This window comes from Saccharicrinis carchari, assembly GCF_900182605.1.
Taxonomy (GTDB): Bacteria; Bacteroidota; Bacteroidia; order Bacteroidales; family Marinilabiliaceae; genus Saccharicrinis; species Saccharicrinis carchari.
In genome coordinates this window covers 133,087-156,974 of sequence record NZ_FXTB01000001.1, presented here as the reverse complement: position 1 = coordinate 156,974, position 23,888 = coordinate 133,087, and the positions used below count along the sequence as shown (strand labels likewise).

Below are 23,888 nucleotides of genomic sequence, written 5' to 3'. Positions count from 1 at the left end.
CCGGCTCACCGTAAGCATGAATAACCCCCTTTTTTGACTCCCAATTAAACCATAGTACTGAATATCCGCTTTTTATATCAGCCAGTTGAAAATCACTGTCACTGGCTGACATAAAGGCGGTAATGCTTTTATACACAAACCATCCGCCGTTGAAATTCGTTGCTATATACCTTACTAATACTAAAAAGCGTTAATTGGTTCAAGATTTTCAGGATTTGGGTGGCTTAAAAGAGGCTATCTTACGCTGATTTAAACAACAATCCTCTGTTTGATGTTCCAATAAATCAACTCAAGCAAACCGGAAGAAACCTTAGTTAGCTTATTCAACACAATAAAGACAGGGGTATCCGTAAGGTAGAAAAGCATTAGTAAAAGCAGCCAGATGTATTCCTGTGGTGCTATTTCTCTATTGTTTGGCTTTCATTACGATTGAGCATATAGCTATAATATCATAACTTTCTGATCAATGAACGTTGGCTCCTTGCAATTTCTACAACTTATTCAAATATTGTAGCTCATTACACTTTTCATAAACGTATAGGGTAAATTCATATGGCATGTCGTTTGTATCCTTGGCATCCTATTTAAAACCATTTATATTTTAAAGTTAAACTAAGATGCTGACATCATGAACCCAACAGAACTTGACGCATCACATGTCAGTTGTTGTGTTTGCTTTATTACCCTATTACCCATCCTATATTGACATTATTTATAGATTACTTATGTTTGTCTGCACATAAAATACTATGGAAAAACTTAAACTTTTTTTAAAGAGAAATTGTTTTTATGTAATATTTTATAAGCTATTAATTCTTTAAGCTGGCCGTTAAATAGCTATAAGTAAAGGTAAGTTGGGTTAATTAGTGGTAGTAATAAATTGTATGTTATGAAGATAAACAAAAAAGAGACTAAAAAGAGAGTGAAACCAACAAAAGACCATGAACCAACAAGCCAGGACTTTTATGTGGTGGGCATAGGTGCTTCGGCCGGCGGCCTTGAAGCCATTCAGCAATTGTTCGACAACATACCCGCGGATACGGGGATGGCCTTTGTTATCATTCAGCATTTGTCGCCCGATTTTAAAAGCTTGATGCCGGAGTTGTTGGCCAAGCACACCGAAATGCAAATTTTTACGGCCGAGGACAAGCAGACTATCCAGCCCAATTGTATTTATTTAAACCAACGTCATAAAAATTTGCATATAAAAGGCAAAAAACTGTACCTGCTGGATAAAGGACCCAAGCACAATCTCAATCTGCCCATTGATATCTTCTTTCACACCTTGGGCGAGGAATACAAGGAAAAATGCATTGGTGTCATCCTTTCGGGCACCGGCTCGGATGGTTCCCGGGGCATCCGAACCATAAAAGAAGGGGGAGGCATCATTATGGTTCAAGATCCCGCGTCTGCGCAATTCGACGGCATGCCCCATTCTGCTATTTCAACCAACCTGGTCGATTTTATTATGACACCCAAATATATTGCCGAAAAATTCAGCAAGATACCCACCAACCGGCCTCATGTCAATTTCAATACCGATGCAGAAGGTTCTGCCGAATCATTGATAAATAATATATTGCAGATTGTTTTTCAGTATTCGGGTATCGACTTTCGCGAGTATAAAAAAAACACCCTCTTGCGCCGCATCGAAAAGCGGATGAATATCCACAACATCGAACATTTGTACGACTACACCAATCTGTTGCTGCAAAAAGATGCGGAGAAGCAAGCCTTAAAGGAAGACTTTTTGATTGGCGTTACGCGCTTTTTCAGAGATCCCGAAGCGTTTAAGGAATTGGAGGAACATATAATCCCGGCCATTTGTAAGGCCAAAAACAAAGCGGAAATCGTGAGGATTTGGGTGCCGGCTTGTTCCACGGGCGAGGAGGTGTATTCCATTGCCATGCTGGTGGATGATCATATCCGTTCGGCCAAACTTAACCTGGACTATAAAATATTTGCTACCGACATCGATTCAATCGCCATAGGCAAAGCCGGCTTGGGATTGTACCAATACAATACGATAAATGAAATTAAAAAGGAATATATCGATAAGTATTTTGTAAAATCAGGAGATAAGATACAAATTATTAAGCGAATACGCGAAAAGATTGTGTTCTCTATGCATAACGTTTTCAAGGATCCGCCCTTTATACGCATGGATTTAATCTCGTGCCGAAACATGCTCATCTATTTCGACCATAAAATACAACGCAAAACGCTGCTCAAATTTCAGTTCGCTCTAAACCAATATGGATATCTGTTTTTGGGCAACAGCGAAAGTTTGGGCGATGTGGCCAAGTATTTTGAGGTTTTAGATGTTAAATGGAAAATTTACCAAAATATTTCCCCTACGCACCAACTGCCTTCGCAGAACGATTTTGAGACGAGTATTTCTAACGTCTCCTATAAAAATACGCCAAACGCAATTGGTAAGTTTGAGTATAAGTACAAAGAAAATCCCGAAACGGTCTTCCACAATTATTTAAGTAAAAAGTATAGCCCTGCCTCCATTTTTATCGATAAAAATTTCGATATCCTTTTTATAAAAGGAGATGCCGGAAAGCGCCTGTCGCACAACGAAGGGGTTTTTGAGAGGAACCTGCTTAAAATGTTGCCCCCCCAAATAGCTTCAGCCCTGCGACGGGGGGTGCGAAAGCTGGGGGAAAACGACCAGGAGTTGTTGATAAAAAATATTTTAAGGGATACCAACAATGAACTTTCCACTTTTGACCTCACCATCCATAAGCCTAACCCAGAAGGCGAATTAAAGGATACCTACCTGATCTTGTTCGGCGAAGAAAAACAATTGGAATCGGATAAGGTAAGGATACTTAACAATACGGACATAGAAGAATCGTCGAAGCATAGGTTAGAAGAGCTGGAAACGGAGCTCAAAGAAGTTAAAATGGAACTGCAAAATACCGTTGAAGAGCTGGAGACAAGCAACGAGGAATTGCAGTCGTCCAATGAGGAGCTGATGGCCTCCAACGAGGAACTCCAAAGCACCAACGAGGAACTCCAATCGGTAAATGAAGAATTATATACCGTGAACTCCGAACTCCAAAATAAAAATAAGGAGCTGATCAACCTCAACAATGATATGACCAATTTGTTGGACAGTACGGATATAGGCACCCTGTTTTTGGACGGAGATTTACATATCCGTAAATTCACGCCTTCCTTGCAGCAGCACTTCAATCTGAAAGAGACCGATTACGGAAGGCCTATCTCAAGCTTTGCCTCCAATTTTAGCGAGGAGGTAAGGGTTTCCATATTTGAGGACTGCTTAACGGTGCTCAAAAAGTTGACGAGCATCGAAAAGGAAATTCAAGATAAGCAAGGTAATTATTATCTAAAGAGAGTAAGCCCCTTTATTACTTTAAATAAAACAATTGATGGCGTGGTGATTACCCTGGTTAATATCAACCAATTGAAAAAAACGGAAAGCGAATTAATTAAAGCCGAGAACACCTACCGCAACCTGTTTAACAACATGAGCGAAGGCTTCGTCCATGCAAAAATAATTACCGACAGCAATGGCAAAGCGGTGGATTGGGAATACATTACCTTAAACCGTGCCTTTGAAGCACAAATTGGGTGCAAGGCCGAAGACATCGTGGGAAAAAGGGTTACAAAAATACAGCCCGACATTACGAATAATTCCCAAAATTGGATTGAGAAGTTCGGACAAACAGCATTCACAGGAAAAGAACAATTTATAGAAAGTGATTTCATTTCGCCCGAAAAATATTTTTATATACATGTATTTTGCCCCCGACCGGGCGAGTTCGCCGCTACCTTTGCCGATGTTACAGAGCTGAAATTGAAGGAAAAGGCACTGAGAAAAAGTGAGGCCGAACTAAAACGGGTGCAAACAATAACCCATACAGGCAGTTGGTACCTGGATATTGAAACGGAGGAAGTAACCTGGACTGATGAGTTGAGAAAAATGTATGGCTTCACTCCCGGGCAACCCGTACCTAATTTGGCGGAGCAGGGAAAACTGTTTACACCGGAAAGTTGGAAAACCCTTATGGGCAAGCTTGAAAATACCATTGAAACCGGCACGCCTTACGAACTGGAGCTTGAGATGGTAAAAAAGAATTGCAGCAAGGGATGGCTATGGGCAAGGGGCGAAGTAGTTAAGGATAAAAATGGGAAAACTATAGCCGTGAGGGGGGCAGCCCAGGATATTACCGAACGGAAAACAATAGAACAAGAACTCGTTGAGGCCAAAAAAAATGCCGAGGTGGCCAACATCCATAAAAATTACTTTTTGGCCAATATGAGCCACGAGATAAGAACACCAATGAATGGCGTACTTGGTTTTGCCGAACTGCTGAAAAGCGACGATCTGTCGGACGATGAAAGGCACAGATACCTGGATATTATTGATAGTAATTCAATGCAGCTGCTCAGTCTTATAGATGATATATTAGATGTGGCAAAAATAGAATCGGGTGAACTGAGAATAACAAATGACACGGTAAACCCCGCAAAAATGATAAGCGATTTAGAGTTGAGCTATAACGAGATAAGAACAAACGACAATTCAAACATTAAATTCAAAGCAATCATACCGAAACAACATGAAGGTTTTGTAATGGTTACCGACAAATCCCGCCTGAGACAAGTAATAAGTAATCTGCTAAACAACGCCTTAAAATTTTCGAAAAAAGGAACAATCGAATTTGGGTACAAAGTAAACAACGATCATCTTGATTTTTTTGTGAAAGACGAAGGCATAGGTATCGATCGCGATAAGATTGAGGAGATATTTGAACGCTTTAAGCAAGTGAATTATAATGGCAATACAACGGCCGGTGGAACCGGTTTGGGATTGGCTATTTGCCGAGGTATTGTTAAACTATTGGGCGGCGACATTACCGTAAAATCACAATTGGGCGTAGGAAGCGAATTTTCGTTTAGCATTCCCATCAAAAAGGCGTAGTCATCAGCCATTAGCTATCCGTCAGCCGTAGCGTAGCTTTAATTTGCATTATGTGAATTAAAGCTAATAGTTATTGAGCGACTATCTGCTATTCTCTCGAAATACAGGCTGGCGCATAGCGAGGACGAATATCCTTTCCCAAATTTCCAACCATACTTGTCGTATTTTAAATCCCACACCCTGCATTTGAGGTGCGAGCCCTTAATATCATTTTACCTGCCCATATTTGTTTCATCCAAATAATTAACTAACTAAATTCGCACCATGAAGCAAATCGCAACAGTAATCCTGTTTTTATCAATCATCCAATCTGTGTTTAGCATTAATTCATCCGATACCTTAAAAGTTGGCGACAAGTTTGAACTGGCGTTCTCGCATTTTAACGAAAAGGAAATTGCCAAAAAGAACACGCTTGAACCTTTTAATTCGACTCATGCTCAGGACACGAGCAACATGGAGTCGTTTTATAAGAAACTGATCTTTCGCATTGAAGTACTTGGTACTACGCCACAGACGGTTAATTTAAAGGTTGACTTTGAACGTTTTTATATTCTGGCTTTTAATCTGGCCTATTACGATTCGTATTATCCGGAACTAAGTATTGCCTCGGGGCTTAAATCTGAAAATCAGTTTTCGCTTAATCTGAATCTTACTCCCACGGATTATCAATTTGTAGGAGAAACTCCTGCCCAATCATTAGGATATGCCGAACGACAAAAATTCGAGGATAAAGATTTTGGGGTAGTTGGAGAATCAACACATAAAAGAACTATCGAGTATGATGAGGTGGTAACATTGCTTAAAAATTTTATTGCAGCATGGCAAACCAAAGGCATTAACATGTTACCTCCCACGAATGGTAAAATCAACCCGAGCGAAAACTATTGGGAGGAGTTTGTTAGCACTAAAATAAACACCTCTTTAACAGGAAATAAAGCTGAGAATAAGCAAGTTAAAGTTGTTAAATCGCCAGGCGAAATATCAGATGGAATAAGTTTTCCCGGTGATACGCTTTATTATCATGCGTTACATACCAACTCTGGCTTGAATGATGATTTTTATCATTTGGTGAATGATGATAACTGGCCGCATTATAAAACTTTTCCGAAAGACGATTTTTTAGTTTGGCTCTCTGACCAATATCAAAAAAGAACTAAACTCTTGGAGCAGCATAAAACATCCATGTCGGCAAAAGTGGCTTATGAAGCTGATCTGGATATTCAATATTGGGCGGCATCCATCATTAATCGTTACAATAAAAAGACAAGGGTCCAGACAGGAAACTTTGAAAGAGTTGAGATCGGTAGGGATGAGCCTTTTGTAAGCGGTATTCTTGATCAGCTTAAACCGCAGTTCGATTATGTGTTTCATCTCGAAAATTATGAGGAGTACCTAAGTGGTGAATTTTACAAGTCGGTTAAAAACTATCAGGCAAGCACGCCACTTGCATTCTGGATTAGGGATTATTATTGGTTCGCACGATATAGTCTGGATGGTTATCCTCGATACTTTATATTGCACCAAACGCTGCTTGATTTATTAAAGAGTAAAAGTTTGGCAGAAATTCAGGGAGAGATAAACGATTTTAGGGATAATTTTAATTCCCCTGCTTTATCGAAGAGCTTTGAAGATGTTTTTGAAAAAATAGAATCCATTCAACCCGGAGCGGAATTGGGTGATTTAGGTTTGAATTTTACAAAAACTGATGCGTTCAAGAAGAAAAACGGTATATACAAAGTGATAAAATTGTATGATGGTCAGATTGGGGTACCGGTTTTGAATTCAGTAATCCGCGATGTTACCACTTACATTAAAATGATGAAAGCGGAAGATAAATTTGAATTATTTATTTTTACTTCGCAAGAAATAAAGATTCCCAATGAATACAAGGAAAGAGGAGTTGAAATTAAAGTAGTGCGATTAAACGAGGAGTTTATTGAACACGATAGGCGTATTTTTTTTGATGAGCAACGCAATATTCAGATAATTGCCCCTGACAATACTATCATTATTCCTTTTGCCGAAGCGTATGAGTTGCCAGAATACATAAGACAAATTTTAAGATCAGAAGAAAGCAAGCCTTTTTCAAAAGCCGACACCCGTCGGCTTTTGCTAATTGTACTAACAAGTCTAATTGGCTTTGGCCTGCTCTCATGGCTTATCATCCGCATCCGCACCAAACAAATAGCCAGGCGCGAGGCGGTCAAGCGGAGGCTTTCGGAGATGGAGGTGCGCGCCATCCGTTCGCAGATGAACCCACATTTTATTTTTAATTCGCTTAACTCTATCCAAAATCTGGTAAACAGCAACAAGATAGAGGGCGCCAACATTTACCTGTCGGAGTTTGCCGAGATGATGCGGCTGGTGCTTAATAACTCCGAAAAGCAGTTGGTGCCCCTTGAGGAGGAGTTGCAACTGATAACATCGTATCTGGATCTGGAGCAATTGCGAACGCCATTCGAGTACGAAATCCATATCGATGAATCCATAAGCCCTGCGGAAGAGGAAATCCCGGCCATGCTGCTTCAGCCCTTTGTGGAGAATGCGGTGGTTCATGGTATGGCGCCTCAAAAAGGCGGTTTTATAGAGGTGGCACTTAAAAAAGATGCCTCAAAGATAGTTTGCGAAATTACCGACGACGGGATGGGCATCTCCATGCGCAGGGCGCAGCGCAACGGAAACGGCAAAGCCATAAAAATGGTTAGGGAACGAATTAAAATAGTAAATTCGCAAAGCGCCGAACCGCTTACCTTGCATATTGCCGACCGCAAAGAAACGGGAGGGAAAGGCACGTTGGTAAAAATTGAAATACCGGTGTAAATGAAACCGCATAGCCTGCCCCGACTTAGCGGGGGCCAGGGCATATAATTGGGCATATAGGAGTGTCGTTGTAATTTGTACTGGCTATAAGGGTTTTGCTAAATTTAAACATGTGAAAAGAATAAAAACCATCCTAATCGACGACGAGCAGGGCAATTGCGAAAACCTGGAAAAGCTGTTGGCAAAATATTGTCCGCAAGTAGAGGTTCTGGCGAGTGTAAACAACATAGCCCCGGCCGTTGAGATGATAATGAGCCACAAACCCGACCTGATTTTTTTGGACATCGAATTAACGGAAGGTACAGGTTTCGATTTGTTGGAAATGCTGCCATCCAAAGATTTTGAAGTGATTTTTGTGACGGCATTCGACAGATATGCGCTCAAAGCCATTAAGTTTTGTGCGCTCGACTACATCCTGAAACCCGTAAATATAAGCGAACTGGTAAAAGCTGTTGTACGCTTTAAGGAGCGGCAAGCTGAAAAAACGGAGAACCGGAGGATGCACCTGCTGTTGGAAAATCTATCCGCGCCCAGCAAAAAGATGGTATTGCCGCTGGCCGATAAAATGGAGTTTGTGGACATAAGCCAAATTTCCAGGTGTATGGGCGAAGGAAACTATACCCATGTGCACTTAAAGTCGGGCGAAAAGTATTTGGTATGCAAAGCCTTAAAAGAATTCGACGAACTCCTTAGCGAGCATAACTTTTTGCGCGTGCACCAATCGCACCTTGTCAGCATCGACGAAATAAAGGCCTACGTAAAAACCGATGGCGGCTACCTAAAAATGAAAGACGGCACTTCGGTAAGCATTTCCCGCCAACGCCGCGAAATGGTGATGGGGCGATTGAAGGGAGTTTAAAGTTTAAAGGACAAAAGTTTATTCCTGTTTGCTCACAAGCAGGCGTCATGCGTCGGATAAGGGGTTAAGGTTTATTTCTGCCTACCCTAAAAATCAAAGAGCTATGTACAGCGGTTTTAAATTTGAACCAATAAAAAGTGCCTGTTACACCGACTCTCCGCCTTAAAAAAGGCGGGGTGGTTCTATGAGGTACGAAATAGAAGCCGGGGTGGTTATAAGAACTTGCCTCTCAAAACACGCTATTGTAAAACAAACCTAATTTAATTCCCATCCCCCGTTGGTGGCAAACAAGCCACGTTATACATTTGATAAACTTACACAAGCCTAACCAATGCGGTTTAGATAGGGAAGTTGGATGGCAGCCAATTGCCATTAGCTAAAAACTATCTGCTATCGGATAAGCGCAATGTGCCAATGCCGTACAACTACCCGTCATCCGCCAACCTATTCTTATTCGGTATCAGTTGGTCAAAGGCCAGGCCGCTGCTGCCTTCGCCGCGTCCGTTTTCTTTTTTGATACCCACCCAGTTATACACTTCGCCGTTGTGCCAGCGGGTGCGCTGAAAATTCTTTTTAATACGGGTTCCGGAGCGGCCTACTTCGTTCTCATTCAAACGGTAGGTTTCTTTGGGGCTTTTCTCCAGCCCATGGCGCAACAGCGAAGTCTTGGGCTCCACCTTTTTGGGTACCCTGTCGTCGTTTTCGAGTATGCGCGGCATGGCTGCCCTTTGCAGTTGTATCTGCCGTTTCTGTCCATCTATATGCACCGGCATAAAGGGTATCCAGTTTTCGGGCACGCTGTTGACTACCCGGAATCTGATTTTGGCCAGGTTGTCGGTCAAAGTATCCGGCGGGACAACATCGCCTATCAATTGCTGCAACTTGGCTTTCAGTTCGTAACCCACTTCCTTGCCCCTATGGCCTTTCCCGGTGGGCAAAGGCACAACGGACTCTACGCCCCAAACCATATTGGCAATCTCATCCCTGAGCAAGAATATCTCTTCCAAGGGTTTGCCTTCCTGCACCTTGCGGGAGGTAGGGAGCACCACGGCACCCAGGTCGGCCGGTACGTGGTCCGTTCCTTTTACATTCAGGTTAAACATGTTCCAACGCTGCCAGTTTTCGTCGTCGCCCCTTCCGGCGGCCTCCACCCATATTTTTTCGTTAAACACGTTGGTCACCGTTAGGCCTCTAATTTTGGCCAGACTGCCTACGGGCAAGGTAAAAGGGACGATAAACCAATCGTTGCTGTAGGTCAAAAAGAAATCGAGCAAGAGCAATTTGTTCAGGTCGGTGGTGTCGGGGTTCACGAACCCCAGGTTGGTTTTCCAGTTTTCAAAAGTCCACCAACGGGGATGTGGCATGCCCCCAAAAGTAACCGAGGTAGGCACAAAAGCATGGGTTATTTTGTCCTCTACGTCCTGGGGAGGGGTGCCAGTTTCTAGTTCGTCATCCCCCTGGTCGATATCCAGGTTGTACCAATCCAGATGGCCGTGATAATATTCTTCGGCCGTCAGTACTTTTTCTTTTCCTTTTTGTGGGGCCGAAACAGCAAACTGGTGCTCGAGATAATTGGGTTTCCACGATTCGTTTTTCCTGACTTCGTTGGGCTGGTAATACAGTTTTTCGTACCAGGCAATAAATTTTGCCCCGAGCCCGTCCAGCACATCTTTTTTTGTTTGTGTATTGGCCAGTGTAATACCGTCAGAAGCTTTATGGGCAGGTGTGGCATTTTCCTTCAGATAGACATACAACCGGTAGCCGTCCATTCTTCGCCCCGTTACCGCTGCAAATTGCTGCCACACTTTACGATGGGCGCATATCGTGGCATCAGCTTCCGCGTCGGGGTCGGGTTGCACGTTGTTACGTATGCCATATTTGTCGATATAAGCTTGTCGGTATGCAGGGTCTATGGCCGTTGCCCATTTGAGCCATTGCCGCCCCATCAGCAAGCGGATGTCCAGCGAAATCTCTGTGTTGCCCTGTTTAAAAGCAATGGCTTGGTGTTCCACCTTTACTTCCAGCGGAATTTCCTGTTCCAAGGCTTCGGCATCGGCACTGCCCCCTTTGTATTTGGTAAGGCGCGTGGTTTCCATGTGGGCTTTGGCCAACACGGGCGATCCGGCATCGTCGCCAATAAACTCGCCCATCTGCCATTGCTTCGACAGCATCCATAAGGCATCACGCACCTGCGCCTTTACAGCCCGCTCGAAATTCTCGCTGCGGGGCCTTCCTTCCAATCGGTTCCAGAGGGTAACCGTTGGGTAATATGCTTGTACACGGTTTAATAAAGCCATGATGTCGTGTTTTATTGATTAATAGTAATTGCCGTTGCTAAATAGTTTAAAGCCATGGTTACCGGACGCGATGTAACCGACGCCACTGTGGCCGGCAGGAACTTGGCATATCCTGTTTCATCGATATGGTCGGGTTCAACAGCCCGGATCTGAGCCATCTCCAGGGTGTCGTGCAGGGTATTCACGATGTCATTCCACTTCCAATGTCCTGTAAACTCCGAAGGGGTCATCAAAAGCATGGTTTGCGGTGGTTCGCAATTGGGCCGATCGTAGTGGAAGGTCATGCCCGTGGTTTCCTTTTTGGCCGGTATCACCTCGGTCCATTCGTCCACCAATAGGCCGCACTGCGCTTGGGTCGGGTTAAAACCGGGGTTATAGGCGGTGTAAATCAATTTGTCGCTTTCTATCACGTAACTTTCGGGATAGGATACGGCCAGCCAGGTATCGTTTTCCTGGTAAGGCAATTGGATGGGCAGCAGGTCCAGGGTAGGTGATCCGGGCTTGAAGGCCTCGAACAACTGCACCGTATTTTCCCAGGAGCCCAGCTTTTCGCGTACACGGGCAATGCCGTACAACCAATTGTCAACAGGGAAGTCCTCGCCCTTGTCGTTCGTTTGATAGTGTAACAATTGCGCCTGATCGTTGATGCAGTTTTGCAGTTCGCCCGCCTGTTCATCATTGAAGGTAAATTCCGGCAATACCTGAAAGTCTTCGCTGAACAGTAACTTGGCCGCCTGGGTCAATAGCTTCACTTTAGCTTTAGCATCGGCGGAGATATTGGCATCTGTTATCAATTGATTCACATCGTCGATATTTTTTGTGAGCTGATCGTATAGCTTCTCGGCTTGCTTTTGAATATCCTCGGCCAGTACCACAATTTGTTTTATGTCGTCTCCGGTGTTGGGCGCCTGAACGTCAAAATCGCCCAAGCCCAAAAGCAAGGTGTCCGTTGCTGCAAAAAGGGTGTTCAGTGCTACATGGTCAGCAGCCAAATAATTTACTATTTCGGTATGTTTGGCATCAAATAGTGCTTTCTTCGCCACCACAATGGCAGTCAATCCTACCACATCCGTAAAGGTAACATCAATGGTGGTGCTGATAGCCGCTTCGGCCAGCTGCAAAATATTAATGCGAGCCTCGTCCGAAGTGGCAGCCGGCAATTGTACGTCCATCAAATCCGTATAATGAATTACTTTTTCGTCCCAGGTGTCTTTGTATTCCAGTATTTTCTTGTACAGGCCTGAATAGATAGCCGCTTTGCGGTCTGCCACGTAACCCGATCCGGATTGAGGCTTGCCGAACAGACTGATGTCGCCCGTAGTGTTTACAAAAGAAGTGGATACGCTGTCTATCCCGGCCAGGATGGCGCTGCTATTGGCCAATCCCACTTCCATATCTTCATCGTCAACCAAGGCCGAAAGTTCATCCAGAACGCTGGTTTTCAGGCTGTCCTTAGCTGCAACCAAAGGTGCAACTGCATCACTAACCCTTGCCGGATCGATGACCGAAGTGCTGACCTGATCCTTTTTCGCTTCGTTTTGTAAGGTAATGTCGGCCGCATTCAAGGGGCGCGCCGAAACCACCAACTGGCGCAAATCGCCAATCATGGCGGACACCTCAAAAAAGGAGAAAGCACCCGCTGCGGTGGAGGGCTTGGTGTAGTTGATCTCCACCAGGGCATCCAATCGGGTTGGGGCCGATGCGCCGTCGTACAACCACTTTAGGATATAATCATCCAGGGCCGATAAGCTTTTGTCGCTGTCTATGCCTTCGAGATAAAGCAAATCAATGGGCATCAAGCCCATATCCTGTAACGAAGCATATTGCGAAACAGGGGTGTTGGCGGGACCTTCGTCGTAATTGGGTACGGTATAAACTACCTCACAGGTAATTAGGTTGCGATCGGGAAATATCGTGTTCAGCCAGGCATTTATCCTGGGGGCGGTAATCCCTCTTGGCGTTACGGTGCCTGCGGGACCGCTTAAAGGTGGAAGGTGTATCCCGAAACGGTTGGTCAGGCTTACCCCGCTGCCATTGGATTGGATAACATGGGGCAGTTGCGGATAATGGCCCTTGCTGTAGGCATCCAAGGCTCCGGCGGCACGGTCGTAATTGCCCTGCACCACCTGATGTACGCTTTCCGATATGGCCAGGTCGGCCACGGCATCGCGGATGTTCATAATGCGCTGCACCTCTTTATTGATGGCATTGGCTTGGTTTGGGGTGGCCTGCATCAATTTGTCGGCACCCGTACCCGTTGCAAAACCAAAGGGATAGGTGGCTTTTCCTGAAGTTCGGATATGTTCCAACAGCTCCAATCCGTCAACCACATTGTTGGCTTCAATCTTTGTGATGGCCTTGTCCTCTTCAAACTCCGCTTCTTCTTCCTGATAGCGTTTTTGGATTTTTGGGTCGGACGATGTTTTACCCACCTTGATAGCTGTTATCTTTAACTTATTGGAGCTCAGGGAAAATACCTTTCGCAATTCATAAATAAAGATATCCATCTCCTCTACGTTATTGTCGTGCAGGCCTCTTTCGAGATGGTAGCCCAACAGGGCGCCGAGCGATTGCCCCTGTTGCATGCCCTCGATGATGTTCAAGGCAAGACGCACCCTTTCCGACGAGAGGTTAACCTTATAGGTCTCTGCATTGGCAGGCGTTGCCGCCGAGATATAGGCATTGCGCAACACAGCAGCCGTTAAACCATGGTTGATGGACGGGGCGTGGACATAGCCGGCGTTTTTGCTGTCGGTCATGATGTCGTTTCTTCTTTCCGGGTCGAATATATCTACGAGGTCCTCGTCTATGGTTTTTGGTTCCAGTTGCTTGTTTTCCGGCCTCAGGTTCTCGACCAGGCCATAGGCACCCAGATAGATACCATCCGATGGGTCCGACTCATTGCTTTCGCCGCCAAAGCGCATGTATTCCAGTTGCAGATGTAAAAATCCCATCAGCCAGGAGTCCAGGCGGTAGTAGCAACAGTCCAGGTGTTCGGCAAAGCAGCGTTCCAGGCGGGCAGTGGGAACATCTTTCAAGTGTTCCAATGCGGCCATAACTTCTTGCAGATAACGTACGGAAGGATCGCTCGTGGCCGTTTTTATCAGCTCGGAAATATGATCGGCAATCATCAGCCCATTGTCGTTTACGCGGGGTTCTTTTCGGTAAATAATATCCCACTTGCTTTCGAGTAGTCGGGTATTTTCTTGTATGCCGATAAAGTCCGCGTCCAAGCGCATCATGGCCGCCTCCTGCTGGGTAACCAATTGTGCGTTCTGGTAAAGTCGCAGACCTGTGTTACCGAACTCCAGGTTGATGGCATGGCGCAGCATGTCGTAAAGCAGGGCAATGGGTTTCTTATTGTCCTTAAAGCCTTTTTGGTCTTTGATGTCGCGATGGTTGTTTTGGGCTTTGTCAATCAACCAATAGATGTAGTTTTTATCGTCTTCGGTGTAGGGACGTATCGGTTTTTTCTCCGAGAAGGGTGTGTCGTCTACCACAAATTTGTCCAGGTCGTGGGCATCGCCTAAAAATGATTTTTCAAGGATGGGTATCCTTGGATTGTTTTTATAATCATGGTTGTAACCCAGGTGCTGCAGTTGAAGTAGGCCAAATGTCCTGTATATCCCCTCTATCTTTTGAATGTCGAGTTCTACGCCGTGCATCAGCATGGCATTAAAGTTGGCGTACAGGTTATCGGCCACGCGTCGGTCGTACTCTACCGATGTGGCATGTAAACCAAGTGCTTGCAGTAATATTTGGTGTGCATCGCCTTTTTTGCCCACATGGGCCACTTTGCCCAAATGTTTTTCCCAATCTTTTTTTACAATCTCCAATACCTTATAAATCTTCAGTAGGCTGGGGTAGTCATCGGAGTAGGCGCGGCCAATCACCTCTCGCTGCTCCATAAACTTATAATTCCTAAAAGTAGTTGCCGGCAAAATGCCGTAGGGCTGGTCGTCGATACGTATAGAGGGCACCCTGCCCCTTCCGCTCACGTAATTGATCAGGAACCAGCGCAGACGGTCTATCTCCCAATCGGAAGCTACCGGGGTAAGCATGCTTTCCATATAATAGCCGATGGTGGCGTTCCACAATGCGGTATGCATGGCTGCGGCCTCGCACTGGTCGGTATGGTAATAATTTTCGGCTAAATTTAATCCTGAATTATAAACATCGATGCCCAGCATATTGGCCAGCCATCGGCCATCGCGCCGGGTGGAGCGCTCGTAGGGATCATCGGGTTTGCCTTGTTCAAAATAACGGTCAAAAGCCTCGTCGGGATCTTCCTCTACGGAATAGCCCGAGCCTTCTTCCTCGGTATTGTTGGTCGGCGTGCCCTGCGGGATGATCGAAAAAGTGTTGTCGCCGAACTGGTGGTTTTTAAACAGTTCCTCTACCAATTGCTGCCCCTCGTCGCTGTCGGCACGCATCTTGATGCCTATCACAAACAGCCGGCTGAACCCTCGTTTAAACTGTGTTGGGGTAAGGTTCACCTTGAAACCCAGACCCATATTTACGGCTTCGTTAAAATTGAAGAGCCATTTTGTTTCGGCCTGTTCCGATAGGTATTCGATATATTTCACTGCTTTTTCATCGTCATTGAGTTCGTCAAAAGATTCGCCATGCACCCCTCTCAGTACTTCCTCGATATCGTCGCGCGTGTCGGGCCCCACGATGATGGGGTCGGGTATCAGGTTTCCCAATTGGTTGATCTCCGCATCCAGGTCGTTGTTTTGATAGCCCAGTAGCACAAACCTTTCGGGAAAGGTGCGCACCTCGGCGGCCTGGGTCCAGGCGTTCAGCTTGGAGTCGGTGTTCTGCGGCGCATTAAAAACCACGAACGAAACCACCACAAGGGGCTTCTCAACCGTAGCTTCCCGCTTGATGTTTGAGGGTGTGTATTTGCCAAGTATCTTTGAGGCTACCTCGTCGCTTGTGCCTGTCTCGGCCATAAAGTTGTCAAAAGCCTTTTGGATAGTTTCGTCATTCCCCTTAGCCAGATAATAGGTTCCCCAATATTTTTGCAGCGCCTTCTGTTCTGCCTCCGAAGGCAGGTCGTAGGTGGGTATCACCAGGATTACATCCGATTCGTTTTGGCGCGTGGGCAGCATATCTTCGTCCTCCGGCTTGTAGGCATTGCTAACCCAGTAAGCCCTCCCGGCATTGAAGTGGCCCATCAGTTTACGCCAGGCTCCACGGTGCTTGTCTTTTACAAACTCATTGATTGGCTCGGTGGCAGGGATTCCGGCTTCCCAGATACTGGCCCAGTACTCTTTGGCTTTTTCCACCTCGCTGTCGCTAAGGGTATCGTCAAAGGTGTCGATGGAGCATTCATCGGGGAATATCCGCACCCATAGCTGGTAGGCAGTGCCATCGTTGCTTTCCAGTGTCTTAAAGCGCGTCTCTAATCGCACCGGAAACATCAATATTGGTGTGCTGTCGTTTAACAGTCCGATGTTTTTTCTAGGATCGGTAAAACCCTGGAACTCTCTTATGGCGCCCACCTTATCCGAAAGCATGGCGTTTAATTCGGCCTGTTTGCCCGCTATGTTTCGCTTTAGGTTTCGCTCTTCCGCCACTATCTTTTTATAATGGCCGCTCTCCTCGGTGTAAACACGGACAACATTTTTCTTTTGAATCTCTAATTTCTTGAGCTTCTCCTTATCGTGAAATATGTTTTTTTGCTCCTGTGCAACTCTTTGTTGAATTGTTCTCAAAGCTTCCTGTGCCTTATTGAAATCTGCCATAATATTAAATTTAATAGAATTGAGGTTAGGTTGACCTATTAGTGCTTAGTTTTTATCCAATGATATGTCTGTGTCAATAATCTAAAGGGTCTGAAATATAAAGCTCAAATACGAGGCTTGTGAAATCATAAAAATCAAGGAGTTTACTTTTGTAAATGACTGTTTTTATGATAAGCATAACGAAGTAGTTGACTTTATAGGCAGACTCTATTTAATCTACATCCGGCAACATCTCGGTAGCATGAACCGCCACCAAAACAGGCACCTGATAAAGTATGTACGCCAGCTCTGCCGAGCTCATGTCCTTGCTCCAGGTTATGCCTTTATCTTCGTCTTGTTGGTCTTCTTTTTCCTTGTCTTCGGGCAGTTCCAATGCCTGATCGGCTGTGATGGTGGCGGTTTGGTTGTTGATTTGGATAAACTCGCCGCTGGGCACCGGAGGTGTAATATCGTTCCAGCTCAAATCATTCCATAATTCAACCTTTCCGCTTTCCACGTTGCTCGTGTCGCCGCCTATATCCAAGCCAAAGCGTGGCTCGCCGGGTCTTTCTTTGATGACGAAGAACCAGCCCGGATCGTCCCAGGTGATGCCTTTGCTGGCGCACCGTGGATCAACGGGGATGCTCTCTTTACCGGTTCCGCCCTTGGCCTTGCAGGTAGTCAGGTCGAACCCGAAGAAATGGATGTCGGGGTTGACTTTGGCTTCGTACAGAGGCGTTTTTACGATGTCGGCCGGTGGATTGGCTTCTTGAGCCGGGGTCAATGGCCACAGATCGCGTTCTTGTTTGGGGTCGATGCTGTCTTTATCGGCGGCATTGGTCACGGGGTCACCGTCAGCGTTTCTCCAAACCGCTTTATGGGCATAGATAACGGCATTGGGATATTTCTTGAGCAGCTCGCCGCGGATCACCAGTACCACTTCTTCCTCGTTGTCGCCGGGTTCTTCGCGGTGGTCGTGATCGCCCAGATCGCTGTATTTACTCCATAGGTGCAGGGGTGGGATATCCCTCAATTTTTCTTTCAGGGCTTCGGCATCCATGTTGTCCCTGTCCAAAAAACCGATGGCTTCCCAGAACTGCCTGAAATAGCTGCCCCGCTGATCGGTGGGGTATTCGCGCCAAAGGAGTTCACGTGCAAACTCATGGTTCAATCCCACCATGTAAGATTCAATAAAAGGTTGATTGGTTTCCAACAGGGATATGCTGTTTTGGGATATAAAATTGATGTTGGGCAAAAACAGTTCCGATGAATAACCCACCAGGGGCTTGTACATGGGTAAATCAATTTCGGGATAGGCCATCGCCTCCACAAAAGTTTCTTTTAATTGGGCTTTTATCCTGTCAGGGATCAAAATGCTGCCCCAAATCCAATTGGGGATCGTTACCTGGGGAGTCAGGCGTGCATATACCGTAGCGTTTACTTCTGTAATATTCAAGGCCGGCTTTACGGTAGGAATACTTTCTCTGATGGATTCCTGAATAATCTCATACGAATCTTTTATGGCTATTTTAAAAGACTCGGCTTCCTTGCTGTCCCTGATGCCCACGCGTGTTGATGAGTAGCTTCCGTCTATAGATATCTTGAAATCCGGTCGCTTGGGCCAGTCGTCAACGCTTTCGGGTGTTTTGTTTTCGGGCGCAACCACTTCGGCCCCATCCATGCTGCGATCCCATTTGTTGAGCAGTCGGAACAGATAGAACATGGCTCCTATGATGGCTACAATGGTAGCGTAATAGGGAACATTGGTGCCCAGGATAAAATAGAATATGATGATGAGCAAAAGTGCGATGGCGAAAGGCACCCACTTGAGCCATTCATATTTTTTAATCAAATCCTCAAGAAAACCGGGTATATTGGTGGGCTTGACTTCCTCGGCCAATTTCTCGTGCTCGTTGAGCGACGGTGGTGCGATGCGCGGTGGGGCTGCACTTACCTCTTTATTGTTGATGCGAGTAACAATGTTGTTGGGGGTTATTTTATCGTCGAATGTAAATCGTTTCATCAGTATCCCGCGCGGGCGCATGAATTTACGAAACGAAGTGGACAAAGCTACCTGAGGGACATTGCTTTGTTTAACCTCGTAAAAGGCGGTGGCTTTTTTTATGGTGGTCTGCTCGCCCTCTTGGTAGGTCACGTCTTTTAAAATCCTTTTGTGCATAGGTGCCGAAACGCTCAGCCATTTGTCGGGCGAAGAAGCTTGTACGCTGCCTAAATGGGTATCGTACCACACATGGCTCACCTCTTTGGCATACTGCGCATATCTGATTCTTTTGTTCGAGGCCAGAATGTCGCCTACTTGCTCCCATGCCGCTTGCATGTAGTCTTCCTGGTTTTCCTGTACCACCTTGGTGCCGAAACCGGCTGCCGAGCGCCACCGGGGATCCAAGTTGAGCTCGTGAACCCAGTTGTCGTTGGGCGACAGGTTGGCGCCATCGCGGGCTTTTAACAAGCGTTTGGTCAGCGCGTGCCAACGAGCATACAGAGGGGCCGTGATCAGCGGATCGGGGTTTTGGTCGTACCCAAATTCGTTTTCCTTGTCGGTGGCCACCTGCTCTTCCGTGATGTTGGCATTGCTGTTGGCATCCAGTGCACTTTCTTCCTCGTAAGCATCGGTCAGGTTGATAAACGATGCCAAATCGGATTGGAAGGGATGCGGATAGGCTTGTGTACCGTTCAGGGTAGCCCAGTTGCGGTATTTGATCACGTCTTTGTAATCGTCGGAATCCTTGTCGTAAAAAATATCCGGAATTCTTAGGGCACCGCCCAGTTTTAATATGCCGCCCAATTTTTGCTCCTCGGTGGCATCGGGTGCATCGATAATACCTTTGATGTTGGCACCGGGTTTTTGTACGTCCATATCCCTTGTGCCCACCCGTTTGTCAACCGGCTGTGGCTTAAGCAGACGTACCAGGTATTCAAAATCGCCTTTGCTGCCCGTATTAAAGGCCCAGCGGTGATAATAGGGCAGCTCGATGGGCAGCACGGAATCGGACCAGGCCGGCGTATCGTGCGCCGCGGCAGTGGAAGGGTCTTTGCCGATACCGGCCAAACGGCCGCTCTCAAACGAAGGAACCAGAAAAGCATGGTAGTTTACATTGGGCTCTAATTTGCGCGGACAAAGAATGCGGGAAAAGCCGTTGTCGGGATTGGCCTTTAGGGTGCTCACCAGTTCGGTTTGAATTTGGGAGGCATTTGTGGATCGCACTATTTCCTTGTCTTCGGAATCCTGCCCTAACAAGTCTTTGTTAATATGTACATGGGCCCATGCCCATAGTTGAGAAGGGGGAGGGAGTTTGGCACCTGCTTTAGGCACCAGGTAAGGCAAAGGCCTGTCCTTTATGTTTTTTCCGTTGTCGAATTCGCTGTCTTTTAGTACCACCAGCATAATCCAGGGAGACAAGCGGTGACCCGATGGACTGACCGGGGAATAACGCCACGGCAGATCCTCGTCGTAAAAATCGATGTACGGCAAATAGTTGGGCTCAAAATTCGACAGGTTGGGTTCCGGATCCACCTTGATGATGGTCTTGGCATCCAGCCCTGTGATATCGCCCGGACCATAAATTTCAATGTCTTTGAGGATGGACGGACGGTTTACCGTTCCCCCCTCCACGGCATCGCCGCTCACTTTTAATTCCACCGGAATGGTTGCGCGCACGCCTGATTGTCCGCCCATTTGGTTGGCTATACCCTCTCTTACCCAAGGGATAAACGTATATGTGGCTATATTGCTCATACTACAAAGTTTATTTCGGTGTTCGGAATCACATGTATTTGACTGGCCATGGCCGGGTTATTTTGTATCTGTTCGTTCATAAATTGATTGGCCATAGCCTGACTGCTGAACGACATTGTTGGATCCACCGAGGTGTTGTCCTCGTTAAAAGCTACTGAATATTCATTGGGTGCTACCGTTATCTTTTCGTCGAAAGGCTGCATGCGTTTTTTGCTTTGCATAGATACAGCAGCTTGGGCAACTGCACTTCCTTTCAGAAAATGACCGAACAACAAATTGAACAACAGTGAAAAACCAGTTCGGAAATAGAGATAGAACGGACGACGGATGAACTTTTTAAAGTTATTGTCGATGATGTTCGTTTCGTAACGAATAACCCGCTTAGTGGCCATGCTGGTCTTCATCTGATCGCCTTCCACAGCCACTTCCAATCCACTTTCCAGCGGCTCGTATCCGGGGCTCGACAATCGTTTGGAATCATCCAGCTCTGTATATTGGCCTATGGCAAACTCTTCCTTGACCGGGGTAGCCGCTAAAGTGCTTCCGCCCTGGATTTGTGCTTTAACAAACAGCTTATTGGTGTCGGAGGGCTTTTGGTTGCCCACCTTGTTAATTTTAAAATTCAACGGCACCTTGCGCTGGCTTATCTGCAGCTTGCCTACGGGATGCAGCACCAATTGATCGCTATCGCCTGCGCCAAGCTGGCGCAGCGTAACTGATATATGGCTTGTAGAAGGCAGTTTGGCTTCCCAGTTGGTAAGGGCGTTCAACTCTTTCTCTAATAATGGGAACACCACAATGGGGTCGAGCTTGGTGTTTTCCTCGTCGCCCCAGGTTGCACTGAAGGGCACCTTGATTTTGAAGAACAGCAGGCTGATCTTGCCTTTCCCGGCGATGTGCCAGGGTGTTGGCCCTTCGAGTATGCCGCTAAAGCCTACGCTGAACAATCCTATGCCAAATACTTTTACGGATAGGCTGATGGACAATCCGAAGCTGAAGAAGAACGGATCGAACTGGAACAGGGCATCAAAAGCCAGATGACCGTCGATGTTAAAAGCACTCACCCCAAAAAACACCTCTACCTTAGCCCCGAACTGTACGGAGTTGGAGGTTACGGCAAAGTAGGCTTCGATACGTACCCTGGCATAAGAGGTGTTCAGTATGTTGACCGCCAAACGGGGCGGTGCGGGGAATGGCAAGGGTGGCGGACTGTACCTGGGGTGGAAGCCACCCACGCTGACCACGAAATTAGCCGGGCTGCCCCAATGTACGAACAGTCCCATGCCGCCTTCCAATGTGATAAATAAAACACGACTATCATATAATTCGGCATAGAACCACAGTAATTTGTTGGATGGTTCCAGGCGTCCGATAAAGTTGACCTGCAGACGCAGTACGTCGGCCTCTTCGTCGGGCAGCACCACTTTTATCACACCGAGTATGGTGATGTTGGCTTCGGGGAATTCGAGTATGAGCCCCATGGAAAGGCTTAGGAGGTTTGGTGTCCCCCAGCCGATTTTTACCATCGGACCAATCAGGAATGTATCCTGCATGGTAGGGAAAAACTTACGCAAGTCGCTGATAATACGCGGCGCGTTGGCAATAATATCCTGCGGGAACATAACGCTTTCCACCGAGCCGTTCCGGATACCATCTTTTAACGGATCCACGTTTACGATCCGGTTTACACCGATGATTCCGCCAACACCCAGTAGGGTAAATCCAAATCCGAGTTGTATGCCGCTACCAAATTCAACGGTGATAATCAATATCATCGAAAAGCCTTTGGAGCCGTCGGGCATTTTGGTGGTGATCAGACCGATGGCGCGCAGGGCGATCCATTCGGCGAATACCAGTTCCAGTGCGCCGGCATATTCTTCCCGTTCAAAATCGAAGTACAGGTAACCGCCGCCTTTCACCACACCGGCATCCAGCGAGAGACCTACACCATTGGGCGGTTTAAATTTAAGGTCGAAATCGACGGGTCCCAGGTTGTTGTTGGTCTTGTCGTCGGGAAAGCTGAGAAAGCCCAGTATGCCAATGCCTTCAACGGAGGCAGCGATGGGGCCGAGCTCGGCTTTTATATTGGCGCTTAGGCCAATGGGTATTTCAAGCTCTCCGCTGTCGGTTCCCACCCCGATACTGAATGTGAGGGCGTCAATTTCGATGGGTCCCAAATCGATATGCGAGGGGAGCTGAATTTCGAGGGTGGAGCTTCCAGTGAAGAAGAGCCCGTCGTCGGTATCGAAGCCAAAGCCCATCTCAAAATCGGAATCTATTTTAATGCCCGACAGTATCTGGGCCAGGAATCCGTCGCCCTGCGACATATCTACTTTTAGCTTCCCCCCTTTTATCTCGCCCAACACTTTAAAGGCGGCACTGGCGGAGTTGCCCAGGTCGAAGTTTAACCCGGCGGAAGCGGTAACGATAAATTTGGCCACTTCGAGCCTGGAGCCTTCGGCTTCGCCAAAGATAATAAATGGCGTGTTGTCGGCCTTGCCTGCGGTAAAGCGCAAGCCATATTCGCCGGTGCTGGCAGCCGAGGAGTCAAAATCGATATTGCCGTCGGGATGAATGATGATGGCCGCGCTGGCTTTCAGGTCACTTTTGGCCAGGGCCTCGAGTTTCCAATCACCACCATCGTTGATAGGAACTGAGGTGTCAATATTAATGTCTTCGGAAATGCCGACGTTGAGCGCCCAGGGCTGCACATCGGTCTTGGGCGATATTTCCAGCGCCAGCACGTCCAGCACCGGGGGATTTACCGTATCGTCAACAACCGCTGGCACGCCCGCCTTGCCCAATAGAGATTGCAGGTCGGTGAGTAGTTCGCTGTCGCCAAAGGTATTCTCGCCCCAGCGATATAATATTTTAAGTACATCCTTAGGCGATTTGATCAGTTTGCCTATTTGGTTGATGTCGAAGATGTATCTGGTTATCTCGGCCCTACTATGTCCACCGGAGCCTATTTTATCGAGGTTACGCTGTATGATGCCCACAAACTCCATTACTTCGGGCAATACGGGAACGCCTTCGAGGTTGCGCACCACAAGGTAGTCAAAGAGCCTTCGCGGCAACTTTTCGGCAAATTCGTTGAGCTCGGCCTGTGAAATGCCGGACACGCCCGATAGTGTTTTAATGGCATCGGCCAAATCCTTGATGGCTTTAACGGTTGTGATGATGCCCTGGAGCAAATTGCCAATCTTACTATAATCGCCGGCATCAATACCATCTATCACTTCCTGAACAAGGTCGGGGAGTTTGCGGGCGGCCGTAAAAGTTTTTTGAGCCGCATTGGCAAAGCCTGATACGCCATTTACGGCATCAGGCAATTCAAGCCCCAACTGGGCCAACAGAACAATGGCCTTGTTGTCTTTCAGGTCTTCCTTTAATGGTTCCATTACCTGAGCCAATCCCATCAAGATGGCCTCGAGCGTTCCGGTATTTTCATTGGGAGATGGCATTGTAT

Annotated in this window: 7 protein-coding genes; 3 read left to right on the top strand and 4 right to left on the bottom strand. The window is 46.7% G+C overall.

Going from position 1 to position 23,888, the window contains the following annotated elements:
• Positions 1–889 precede the first annotated feature (889 nt).
• From FN809_RS00495 to FN809_RS00485, 3 genes are all read left to right on the top strand, one after another.
• Positions 890–4,957 carry a chemotaxis protein CheB gene (locus FN809_RS00495; RefSeq protein WP_142531522.1) on the top strand — a complete coding sequence of 1,356 codons (4,068 nt, stop codon included), beginning with the start codon at positions 890–892 and terminating at the stop codon, positions 4,955–4,957.
• A 264-nt stretch (positions 4,958–5,221) separates the two neighbouring features.
• Positions 5,222–7,777 carry a sensor histidine kinase gene (locus tag FN809_RS00490; RefSeq protein WP_142531521.1) on the top strand — a complete coding sequence of 852 codons (2,556 nt, stop codon included), beginning with the start codon at positions 5,222–5,224 and terminating at the stop codon, positions 7,775–7,777.
• 112 nt (positions 7,778–7,889) lie between these two features.
• Positions 7,890–8,636, top strand: a complete 747-nt coding sequence (locus FN809_RS00485) for a LytR/AlgR family response regulator transcription factor (protein ID WP_142531520.1) — start codon at positions 7,890–7,892, stop codon at positions 8,634–8,636.
• Between the two features lie 425 nt (positions 8,637–9,061).
• On the opposite strand, the gene FN809_RS00480 is transcribed toward FN809_RS00485, so the two are convergent.
• From FN809_RS00480 to FN809_RS00465, 4 genes are all read right to left on the bottom strand, one after another.
• Entirely contained in the window at positions 9,062–10,933 is a 1,872-nt protein-coding gene (locus FN809_RS00480; RefSeq protein WP_142531519.1) for a hypothetical protein, read from the bottom strand.
• Positions 10,934–10,944: 11 nt separating this feature from the next.
• On the bottom strand, positions 10,945–16,683 hold the full coding sequence (locus FN809_RS00475) for a hypothetical protein (protein ID WP_142531518.1): 5,739 nt from the start codon (positions 16,681–16,683) through the stop codon (positions 10,945–10,947).
• Positions 16,684–16,894: 211 nt separating this feature from the next.
• Positions 16,895–20,419, bottom strand: a complete 3,525-nt coding sequence (locus tag FN809_RS00470; protein ID WP_142531517.1) for a hypothetical protein — start codon at positions 20,417–20,419, stop codon at positions 16,895–16,897.
• Complete coding sequence (locus tag FN809_RS00465) at positions 20,416–23,883, bottom strand: DUF6603 domain-containing protein (protein ID WP_142531516.1); 3,468 nt, start codon at positions 23,881–23,883, stop codon at positions 20,416–20,418. The genes FN809_RS00470 and FN809_RS00465 overlap by 4 nt, the downstream gene beginning before the upstream one ends.
• Positions 23,884–23,888: the final 5 nt, after the last annotated feature.

Coding starts and splice junctions, on each gene's coding strand:
- FN809_RS00465 (WP_142531516.1), bottom strand. CDS start 23,883: ATGCCATCTCCCAATGAAAATACCGGAACGCTCGAGGCCATCTTGATG.
- FN809_RS00470 (WP_142531517.1), bottom strand. CDS start 20,419: ATGAGCAATATAGCCACATATACGTTTATCCCTTGGGTAAGAGAGGGT.
- FN809_RS00490 (WP_142531521.1), top strand. CDS start 5,222: ATGAAGCAAATCGCAACAGTAATCCTGTTTTTATCAATCATCCAATCT.
- FN809_RS00480 (WP_142531519.1), bottom strand. CDS start 10,933: ATGGCTTTATTAAACCGTGTACAAGCATATTACCCAACGGTTACCCTC.
- FN809_RS00475 (WP_142531518.1), bottom strand. CDS start 16,683: ATGGCAGATTTCAATAAGGCACAGGAAGCTTTGAGAACAATTCAACAA.
- FN809_RS00495 (WP_142531522.1), top strand. CDS start 890: ATGAAGATAAACAAAAAAGAGACTAAAAAGAGAGTGAAACCAACAAAA.